The sequence below is a fragment of the Nocardiopsis sp. NPDC057823 genome (assembly GCF_042797335.1).
In the GTDB taxonomy this organism is placed as follows: Bacteria; Actinomycetota; Actinomycetes; order Streptosporangiales; family Streptosporangiaceae; genus Nocardiopsis; species Nocardiopsis changdeensis.
Map to the genome: position 1 here is coordinate 158,637 of NZ_JBHVLR010000002.1, position 9,563 is coordinate 168,199.

The following is a 9,563-nucleotide window of genomic DNA, read 5'->3' on the forward strand; positions in this document are numbered from 1 at the left end:
CGAGAAGTCGTGGACTGGCTGCAGGACCGGGCGGTGGCCGTGATCACCGGAGCCGCGGTGGGTGACGCGCTGGGCGGTGCCACCGAGGGGTGGACCCCCGAGCAGATCGAGGAGCGCCACGGCGGCCGGGTCACCGGCATCGTCGGCCCCTGGTACCCGAACTGGCGCGAGGCGCGCCCGATCGCGCCGTACCACAAGGGCGACGGGCACATCACCGACGACACCCTGATGACCCGGGCGCTCGTGGAAGTCTACGCCGAGCGGCGCGCGCACCTGGACGCGTACGCGATGGCCGAGGACCTCGTCCCGCTGATGATCGGGGAACCGCGCTGGATCCCCGAGCTGGAGTCGACGGCGCTGCTGCTCCAGCGGGTGTTCCTGGCCGAGAAGTGGATCGTGGCGCGGCTGCACTACGGGCACGTCGACCCCCGGGAGGCGGGCGTCGGCAACGTGGTCAACTGCGGCGCGGCCATGTACATGCCCCCGGTGGGGCTGGCCAACGCCGGGGACCCGCACGGCGCCTACGCCGAGGCGATCGACCTCACCGGCGCCCACCAGTCCAGCTACGGGCGGGAGGCGGCCGGGGTGTTCGCCGCGATGGTCGCCGCCGCGGTGGCGCCCGGGGCGACGGCGGACGACGTGGTCGCCGCCGCCCTGGAGGTCGCCCACGACGGGACCCGGGACGCCCTGGAATCGGTGGTCCGGGCCCTGGACGGCTGGGCCGGTCCGCCCGCCGACGACGAGGGCGAGCGCGAACTGGCCCGGCTGGTGCGCGCCGCGGTCGAGCCCTTCGACTCGGTGGGCCCGCACTACCGGCAGATGTCCCGGGACGCCCGGCGGCCCTCCCGGACCAAGGCGATCGAAGAGCTCCCCGCCGCCCTGGGCCTGCTTCTCGGGCACGGGGGCGACTACCGCGGCGCCGTCCTCGCCGCGGTCAACTACGGCAGGGACGCCGACTCGATCGCCGTCATGGCCGGTGCGGTCTGCGCGGGGCTGGGCGGGTCCGCCGCCGTCCCTGCGGAGTGGATCGACGCGGTCGAGGCGGCCAGCCGCATGGACATCCGTGCGACCGGCCGCCTCATGGCCTCGGCCGCCGCCGACATCCTGCGCGCCGACCGCGAGCGCGCCCTGGCGCGGCTGCGCGGGATGGACGCCCTGATCGGCGGGGACCCCGCCGGCCCGGCCGCGGCGGGGGGGGCCGCCGCGGCCGACGGCTCCGGGGACGGTGCGGCATGAGGCTCACCTGGGCGCAGCCCGAGGACCTGGTCGCCCACGAACTCGTCCAGTCCCGGGCCGAGGGGCGCGACACCGGCGAGGTCCTCGCCCGCTGGACCGCGGCGGGCGGCGACCCCGTCCCCGTCGTCAGCGGGGCCGGGCCGACCCCGGCCCCCGCCCCGCTGCGGGCCCTGGCCCGCACCCTGCTCGACGAGCTGGACGCGCTGCCGATCCCCGCCGCCGACCACGAGCCCGACCCGTGGGAGCGGATCGAGGAACTGCTGCCCCCGCCCCCGGCGCTCCCCGCGCCCGGGGACGGCCTCGCCGAACGGGTGCGCGGCGCCTGGACCGGGCGCGCCGCGGGCTGCCTGCTGGGCAAACCGGTGGAGAAGATCCCCCGCGAGGGCATCGAGGAGATCCTGCGCGCCACCGGCCGCTGGCCTCTGGACCGCTGGTTCACCGCCGTCGGCCTGCCCGCCGACGTGGCCGCCCGGTGGCCGTGGAACCGGCGCAGCGCGGGCACCTCCCTGGAGGAGAACATCGACGGGACGCCCGAGGACGACGACCTCAACTACCCGATGCTCGCGCTGGAGCTCCTGGAGCGGCACGGCCCCGGGTTCACCACCGACGACGTCGCCGCGCTCTGGCTCGACCTCATGCCCGCGGGCCGGGTGTTCACCGCCGAGCGGGCCGCCTACCGCAACATCCTCGACGCCCGGCCCGTCCCCGAGACCGCCACGCACCACAACCCGTTCCGCGAGTGGATCGGCGCCCTCATCCGCACCGACCTGTACGGCTGGACGCACCCCGGCGACGTGCGCACGGCCGCCCGCCTGGCCTGGACCGACGCCCGGCTGAGCCACACCCGCAACGGCGTGTACGGGGCGATGTGGGCGGCGGCGCTGGGCGCGGCGGCGATGACCGCCGGCTCGGTCGAGGAGGTCCTGGACGCCGCACAGACCGTGCTGCCGCCGCGCAGCCGGATCGCCGCCGCGGTGGGCCTGGGCCGGGAGGCCGCCGCCGAGGGCGACGTGCGCTCGGGCCTGGACCGGCTGCACGCCGCCTACGGCGACCTGCACTGGGTCCACGTGCTCAACAACGCCGCCGTCATCTCCTACGCCCTGGCCCGCGGGGGCGGGGAGTTCGGCCCCAGCGTGTCGATCGCCGTCACCGCCGGCTGGGACACCGACTCCGCCGCCGCCACGGTCGGCGGGGTGGTCGGCGCCCTGGCCGGGGTCGACGGCATCGGCGGACAGTGGACCCGCCCCCTGGACGGCCGCATCGCCACCTCGCTGCCCGGCGGGGAGCGGCGCATCGACGAACTGGCCGCACGCACGGCGGCCCTGGCCGCGGCCCGGCCCGCGCCGGGTCCGACGAACGACACGAGGACCGCATGACCTACACCTTCGACCCGCTCGTCCCGCGCCCCATCGACCGCCCCACCGAGGTCCCGGCCGAGCTCACCCCCGAACGGCTCGTCGCGCTGGACGAGGCCAAGATCTTCGCCGCCCCCGAACGGGCCGCCGACCGCCCCGCCTGGCGGGCCCGCCTGCACGCCTGGCGCGAGGACGCGCGCGCCCGCCACGCCTACGACGGCTCGGCGTACGCGCGCCCGGAGGCGGCCTGGGCGGCCCGCTGCCACACGGTGGCGCAGGTGTGGCTGTGGGACGAGCTGCTGTACTCCTTCGAGGAGGGCCGGTTCACCCCCCGGCGGTTCCTGGCCGACGCGCGCGAGCGGTTCGGCGGGCTGGACGCCGTCGTCCTGTGGCACGCCTACCCCGTCATCGGCCTGGACGACCGCAACCAGTGGGACCACTACCGGCAGGTGCCCGGGCTGCGGGACCTGGTGGACGACCTGCACGCCGCCGGGGTGCGGGTGTTCGTCGACTACAACCCCTGGGACGTGGGCACCCGACGCGGCGCGGACGACGTCACCGAACTGGCCACGCTGGTGGCCGACCTGGACGCCGACGGCGTCTTCCTGGACACGCTCAAGAAGGCCGAGCCCGAACTGGTGGAGCGGCTGGAGGCCGCCCGCCCCGGGGTGGTCCTGGAGGGCGAGTCCAAGCTCGCGGTGGAGCGGATCGAGGACCATTCCGCCTCCTGGGCGCAGTTCTTCGCGGACTCCCCGGTGCCCGGGGTGCTGCGGGCCCACTGGTACGAGCGCCGCCACATGCAGCACCACGTGCGCCGCTGGCACCGCGACCACACCGAGGAGCTGCGGTCGGCCTGGCTCAACGGGGTCGGCGTCATGGTCTGGGAGGTGGTCTTCGGGGTGTGGGTCGGCTGGTCCCGCCGCGACGCGGCCACCGTCGCCCGCATGACGGCCGTCCAGCGCGCCGCCGGCGACCTGCTGCTGGAGGGGGAGTGGACCCCGCTGGCGGAACTGGACCCCGCGGCCGAGCGGGCCGGGGTGTACGCCTCCCGCTGGGAGCGGGACGGGCTCACCCTGTGGACCCTGGCCAACGCCTCCGACCGCGACCACGAGGGGCCCGTGCTCCCCGGGGCGCCCGCGGACGGAAGGCTGTTCGACCTCACCGGCGGCGGCCGGTCGGCCGACGGGCGCGCCGCCGTGCCCGCCCGGGGGATCGCGGCCCTGCTGCACGTGGCCGAGGGCACCCCCGTCCCCGAATGGCTCCCCGGCCTGCTGGCCGAGCTGGGGCGGCGGCCGCACGACCCCGACGCCCGGTTCCGGCACCGCCTCGCCCGCCGGCTCGCCCCGGCGGCGCCCGCGGTCCCCGCCGGAGGGAGCGGCCCCGACGGCGCCGTCGCCGTCGTCCCGGCCGGCCCCTACGCGCTGACCGTCCGCTACCGGGCCCGCGAGACCGGCATGTACCAGGGCGCGCCCTACGTCGACGAGTGGAAGCCGCTGCCCCCGCGCCTGCACGACGCCCGCGTCCTCCAGCGCGACGGGGTGCTGGACGCCCCCGTAGCGGTGGCCGCCACGGAGGTGACCCAGGCGCAGTTCGCCGAGTTCCTGGACGCCACCGGCTACACCCCGGCCCTGCCGCACCGGTTCCTCGCGCACTGGCGGGACGGCCGGCCCGCCCCCGGCACGCTGGACCGGCCGGTGACCTTCGTCGACCTCGACGACGCCCGGGCCTACTGCGCCTGGCGGGGCGGCCGCCTGCCCACCGAGGACGAGTGGCAGCTCGCCGGGGAGACCGGGGCGCTGCTGCGCGGCGAGCCCGCCGTGTGGAACTGGACCGAGAGCGAGCACAGCGACGGGCGCACCCGGTTCGTGATGCTCAAGGGCGGCAGCGACCACACCGCCGAGGGGTCGGAGTGGTACGTGGAGGGCGGGCGCCGCGGGCCGGAGTACAGCGTCAAGCTGCTGCTGCCGGGCCTGGGGCAGGCGCGCTCGGCCACCGTCGGCTTCCGCTGTGCCTGGGACCTGCCGGGAGGTGCGCGGTGACCGTCTCACGCGACCCGGCGCGCGGGGCCCTCGCCGAGCTGCGCGTCGTCGACGCCGCCACCCTGTTCGCCGGACCGATGGCGGCGCTGCACCTGGGGGACATGGGCGCCGACGTGGTCAAACTCGAACACCCGGAGCGGCCGGACCCGGCGCGCACCCACGGGGCCTCCGAGAACGGGGTGAACCTGTGGTGGAAGACCCTGGGGCGCAACAAGCGGACCGCCACCGCCGACCTGTCCACCGAGGGCGGCCGGGAGGTGCTGCTGGCCCTGGCCGAGCGCTCCGACGTCGTCATCGAGAACTTCCGCCCGGGCACCCTCGAACGCTGGGGGCTGGGGTACGAGGAGCTGTCCGCCCGCAACCCCGGGCTGGTGCTCGCCCGGGTCAGCGGGTTCGGGCAGGTCGGGCCCTACCGGACCAGGCCGGGCTTCGGCACCCTCGCCGAGGCCATGAGCGGGTTCGCGGCGATGACCGGCGAGCCCGACGGGCCGCCCACCCTGCCGCCCTTCGGGCTGGCCGACGGCATTGCGTCCCTGGCCACGGCGTTCGCGGTCATGGTGGCGCTGTCCGCCCGCGCGGGCACCGGGCGCGGGCAGGTCGTGGACACGGCCATCATCGAGCCGATCCTCGCCATGCTGGGACCGCAGATCACCCGCTGGGACCGGCTCGGCACCGTGCAGCCGCGCACCGGGAACCGGTCGGTCAACAACGCGCCGCGCAACACCTACCGCACCGGCGACGGCAAGTGGGTGGCCGTGTCCACCTCCGCGCAGTCCATCGCCGAACGCGTGGTCCGCCTGGTGGGGCGGCCCGAGCTGGCCGACGAGCCCTGGTTCGGCAGCGGCGCCGAGCGGGCCCGGCACGCCGACGTGCTCGACGCGGCGGTGGGCGGCTGGATCGCCGCCCGCACCCGGGACGAGGTGGTCGCGGCCTTCGAGGAGGCGCAGGCGGCGGTCGCCCCGGTGTACGACGCGTCCGACATCGTGGACGACCCCCAGTTCCGGGAACTGGGGACGATCCACCGGATCGAGGACCCCGAACTCGGGCCGATGCTCATGCAGGGGCCGCTGTTCCGGCTGTCGGGCAACGACGGCGTCATCCGGTTCACCGGGCGGGCGCACGGGGCCGACACCGACGAGGTGCTGGCCGAGCTCGGCTTCACGCCGGAGCGGATCGCCGGACTGCGGGCGAAGGGACAGGTATGAGACCGCCGCTGACCTGGCTGTACGTGCCCGCCGACCGGCCCGACCGGGTGGCGCGGGCGCTGGACTCGGACGCGGACGTGGTGATCGTCGACCTGGAGGACGCGGTCGCCCCGGCCCGCAAGGACGAGGCGCGGGCCGCGGCCGCGCGGCTGCTGGCCGGCGCCGACCGGCCGGCGCAGCTGCGGATCAACCACCCGGACACCCCCTGGCACGCCGGGGACCTCGCGGCCCTCGCCGGCCTGCCCGCCGCCGTCGGGGCCCGCCTGCCCAAGGTGGAGTCCCCGGACCAGGTACGGGACCTGGCCGCCCGCCTGCCGGGCCGCCCCCTGCACCCGCTGCTGGAGTCGGCGCTGGGCGTGGAGCGGGCCTTCGAGATCGCGGCGGCCTCCCCGGCCGTGGCGTCCCTGGGCCTGGGCGAGGCCGACCTGTCCTCGGACCTGCGGGCCGACGGCGACGCCGCGCTGGCCTGGGCCCGGGGGCGCACGGTGGTCGCCGCACGCGCGGCGGGGCTGCCGCCGCCGGCCATGTCGGTGTACCCGCGGGTCGGGGACCCGGAGGGGCTGGCGGCGTCCTGCGCGGCGGGGCGGGCCCTGGGGTTCTGCGGGCGGGCGGCGATCCACCCGGCGCAGCTGCCGGTCATCCGCGCCGCGTTCCTGCCCACCCCGGACGAGGTCGACCGGGCCCGCACCGTGCTCGCCCGGGTCGGCGAGGCGGCCGACGCGGGCGTGGGCGCGATCGCGCTCCCGGACGGCACCTTCCTGGACCGGGCGATGCTCGACCGCGCCCGCGCCACCCTCGCGCTCGCGGACCGCTAGGCCGCGTTGCCGGGACCCGCGGCCCGCCCGCCGGCGCCCCGCTGACCCCCGGCGGCGGCCGGATCGCCCGGCGCCCGGGGACAAAGGGGGTTTGCGCGGCGGCGCCGGCGGGATACCGTTCGGTCGTCTGGGAGCGCTCCCAGACCCGACCGAAAGGATGTGACCGTGTTACGCACCCTCCTGAACACGGCCCTCGCGGCCGTGCTCGCCGCGGCCGCCCTCGCCCCGGTTCCGGCGGCGGCCGCCGAGACATGCGCGGCCCGAGCCGTCGTCACCTCCTCGTGGGGGAGCGGCTTCACCGCCTCGATCACGGTGACCAACACCGGGGACGAGCCGGTCTCGGGCTGGTCCGCCACCTGGACGCACCCGGCGGGGCAGGCCACCACCGCGGGGTGGAACGCCGGGTTCGAGCACGACGGGGACACGGTCACCGCCCGCGGCGCCGCATGGAACTCCGACCTCGCTCCGGGCGCCTCCGCCGAGTTCGGGGTACAGGGCACCACCACCGGCGGGCAGGCCGAGTTCACCGGGCTGAGCTGTGCGTTCGGGGACGGGGACAACGGAGGAGAAGAGGGGGACGCGGTGCGGATCATGCCGTTGGGGGACTCCATCACGGGCTCGCCGGGGTGCTGGCGGGCGCTGCTGTGGCGGGACCTCGTGGACGCGGGGCAGGAGGTGGACTTCGTCGGCACCCTGCCGGGCGACGGCTGCGGGTTCGCCTACGACGGCGAACACGAGGGGCACGGGGGCTACCTGGTCACCAACGTGGCCCGGCAGGGGCTGCTCGCCGGGTGGCTGGAGCGGAGCGACCCGGACACGGTGCTCATGCACTTCGGCACCAACGACGTCTGGAGCGGGATCCCAACGGCCGACATCCTGGCGGCCTACGACACGCTGCTGGCGCAGATGCGGGCGCACGACCCGCACATGCGGGTGCTGGTCGCCCAGATCATCCCGATGGACCCCGACCGCAGCTGCGCGACCTGCGGACAGGGGGTGCGGGACCTGAACGCGGCCATCCCGGCCTGGGCGGCGGCCAACACGACCGCCGAGTCGCCGGTCACCGTCGTCGACCAGTGGACGGGGTTCGACACCGACGCCGACACCTATGACGGGGTCCACCCGTCGGCGAGCGGCGACCGCAGGATCGCCGACCGCTGGTTCGCGGCCCTGGCGCCGTGACCCGGGGCGGGCCGGGTGGGGGCACCGCCCGGCCCGCCGCTAGGCTCCGACCATGAACTCCCGGCCGACACCGCTCGCCGCCGTCGCCGCGCTGGCCGTCCTCGCGACGGCGTGCGCGCCGGCCGCGGACCTGTCCTCCCACGCGGAACCGGAGGGCCTGCCCCAGGGCGGGTTCGACTACCAGCTGGGCGGGGGGTACGGGCCGCCCGACGGCGTGGGGATCGTGGTCCGGGACTCCACGGACGAGCCGGAGCCGGGCCTGTACTCGGTCTGCTACGTCAACGGGTTCCAGACCCAGCCCGGCGAGGCGGACCGGTGGCTCGACGAGGGGCTGGTCCTCCTCGACGGCGCGGGGGAGCCGGTGGCCGACCCGGGCTGGCCGGACGAGCTCCTGCTGGACACCTCCGACCCGGCCGGGCGCGAGCGCATCACGGAGCTGCTCGCCGGGACGATCGGGGGGTGCGCCGACGCGGGGTTCGCCGCCGTGGAGTTCGACAACCTGGACTCCTTCACGCGCTCGGACGGGGCGCTCACCGCCGAGGACAACTTCGCCCTGGCCGAGGCGCTCGTCGCGGTCGTCCACGAGCACGGGATGCTCGCCGCCCAGAAGAACACGGCGGAGGAGACCGACCGGGGCGTCGAGGCGGGGTTCGACTTCGCCGTCGCCGAGTCGTGCGGCGCCTGGGACGAGTGCGACGTCTACGCCGCCGCCTACGGCGCCGAGGGGGTGCTCGACATCGAGTACCCGGACACGCTCGAAGAGCGGGGGACGACCTTCGCCGAGGTGTGCGCCGACCCGGACACCCCGCCGCGCACCATCCTGCGCGACCTCGACCTGGTGCCCGAGGGCGCCAGGGGGCACCTTTACGAGGCGTGCTAGCCCCGGGTTGCAGACGGGACCTATGGTCACGTTTTCATTGCCGATCCCCCGGGAGACCCGGCCCCGAGTGCGGACATTCCACCCACCCCCGGCCGTACCGCCGCCCTCGGGTCGACCGGAAAGCGACGGGAGCGCAATCGTTCGTGTACGGAGAGTCCCGGTGTGGTGCACAATGAATCTGTCGGTGTTCCCTTCCTGGAACTTTCACGCACCGACAGACCCCGGGGGTGCTCGCACCCCCGGGGTTCTGTGTTCCCGGGTTCTCCCTCCACCGCGCGTATAAAGTGACGCTTCGAGACCAGTGTCCGAATCTCCAGAAGTTTGAAAATCGCTTAATATCCGGTGGTATCTTCCCAGGTCATTTACTGTGCTCCCCGCGCACGCGGGGATGGTCCCTCGACGGCCAGGACCTCGGTGCCCAGGATCGAGTGCTCCCCGCGCACGCGGGGATGGTCCCTACCGCGCTACGCGATAGCCGCCCCGGTCAAAGTGCTCCCCGCGCACGCGGGGATGGTCCCCCGGGGTTGGCCTCGCGCCACGTCGCCGCGCTGTGCTCCCCGCGCACGCGGGGATGGTCCCCAGTCCGCCGACTCGTACTTCAGCGTGGCGACGTGCTCCCCGCGCACGCGGGGATGGTCCCGGGATCCAGCGGGCGTCGGCGGCGTCGTCGGCGTGCTCCCCGCGCACGCGGGGATGGTCCCTGGACTGCGAGCACGCCGCCGGGCACGAGGGCGTGCTCCCCGCGCACGCGGGGATGGTCCCTGGCCGGCGAACCGGAGCGTGGCCCGGTGCCGGTGCTCCCCGCGCACGCGGGGATGGTCCCCCCGCCTGTGCGGCGAGTTCCTGGATGG

Annotated in this window: 7 protein-coding genes and 1 CRISPR repeat array; all 7 genes read left to right on the forward strand. The window is 76.0% G+C overall.

Features of this window, described 5'->3' with window-relative positions:
- Positions 1 to 9 precede the first annotated feature (9 nt).
- The 7 genes from ACFVNO_RS05065 to ACFVNO_RS05095 all read left to right on the forward strand — a co-directional run bounded on the left by ACFVNO_RS05065 (position 10) and on the right by ACFVNO_RS05095 (position 8,712).
- Positions 10 to 1,236, forward strand: coding sequence for an ADP-ribosylglycohydrolase family protein (locus tag ACFVNO_RS05065; RefSeq protein ID WP_378889480.1), 1,227 nt, complete (start codon positions 10 to 12; stop codon positions 1,234 to 1,236).
- A complete protein-coding gene (locus ACFVNO_RS05070) occupies positions 1,233 to 2,612 on the forward strand; it encodes an ADP-ribosylglycohydrolase family protein (protein WP_378889483.1) in 1,380 nt (459 codons plus the stop codon). The genes ACFVNO_RS05065 and ACFVNO_RS05070 overlap by 4 nt, the downstream gene beginning before the upstream one ends.
- A complete protein-coding gene (locus tag ACFVNO_RS05075) occupies positions 2,609 to 4,630 on the forward strand; it encodes a formylglycine-generating enzyme family protein (RefSeq protein WP_378889486.1) in 2,022 nt (673 codons plus the stop codon). The genes ACFVNO_RS05070 and ACFVNO_RS05075 overlap by 4 nt, the downstream gene beginning before the upstream one ends.
- Entirely contained in the window at positions 4,627 to 5,835 is a 1,209-nt protein-coding gene (locus ACFVNO_RS05080; protein WP_378889489.1) for a CaiB/BaiF CoA transferase family protein, read from the forward strand. Before ACFVNO_RS05075 ends, ACFVNO_RS05080 begins: the two co-directional genes overlap by 4 nt.
- Positions 5,832 to 6,650: a CoA ester lyase gene (locus ACFVNO_RS05085; protein ID WP_355255665.1), complete on the forward strand. Its 819-nt coding sequence runs from the start codon at positions 5,832 to 5,834 to the stop codon at positions 6,648 to 6,650. Before ACFVNO_RS05080 ends, ACFVNO_RS05085 begins: the two co-directional genes overlap by 4 nt.
- Positions 6,651 to 6,815: 165 nt before the next feature.
- Complete coding sequence (locus ACFVNO_RS05090) at positions 6,816 to 7,832, forward strand: cellulose binding domain-containing protein (RefSeq protein ID WP_378889493.1); 1,017 nt, start codon at positions 6,816 to 6,818, stop codon at positions 7,830 to 7,832.
- Between the two features lie 52 nt (positions 7,833 to 7,884).
- Complete coding sequence (locus ACFVNO_RS05095) at positions 7,885 to 8,712, forward strand: endo alpha-1,4 polygalactosaminidase (RefSeq protein WP_378889496.1); 828 nt, start codon at positions 7,885 to 7,887, stop codon at positions 8,710 to 8,712.
- A 367-nt stretch (positions 8,713 to 9,079) separates the two neighbouring features.
- A CRISPR array of direct repeats spans positions 9,080 to 9,535; the repeat unit is 29 nt; unit sequence GTGCTCCCCGCGCACGCGGGGATGGTCCC.
- The last annotated feature ends 28 nt before the right edge of the window (positions 9,536 to 9,563 follow it).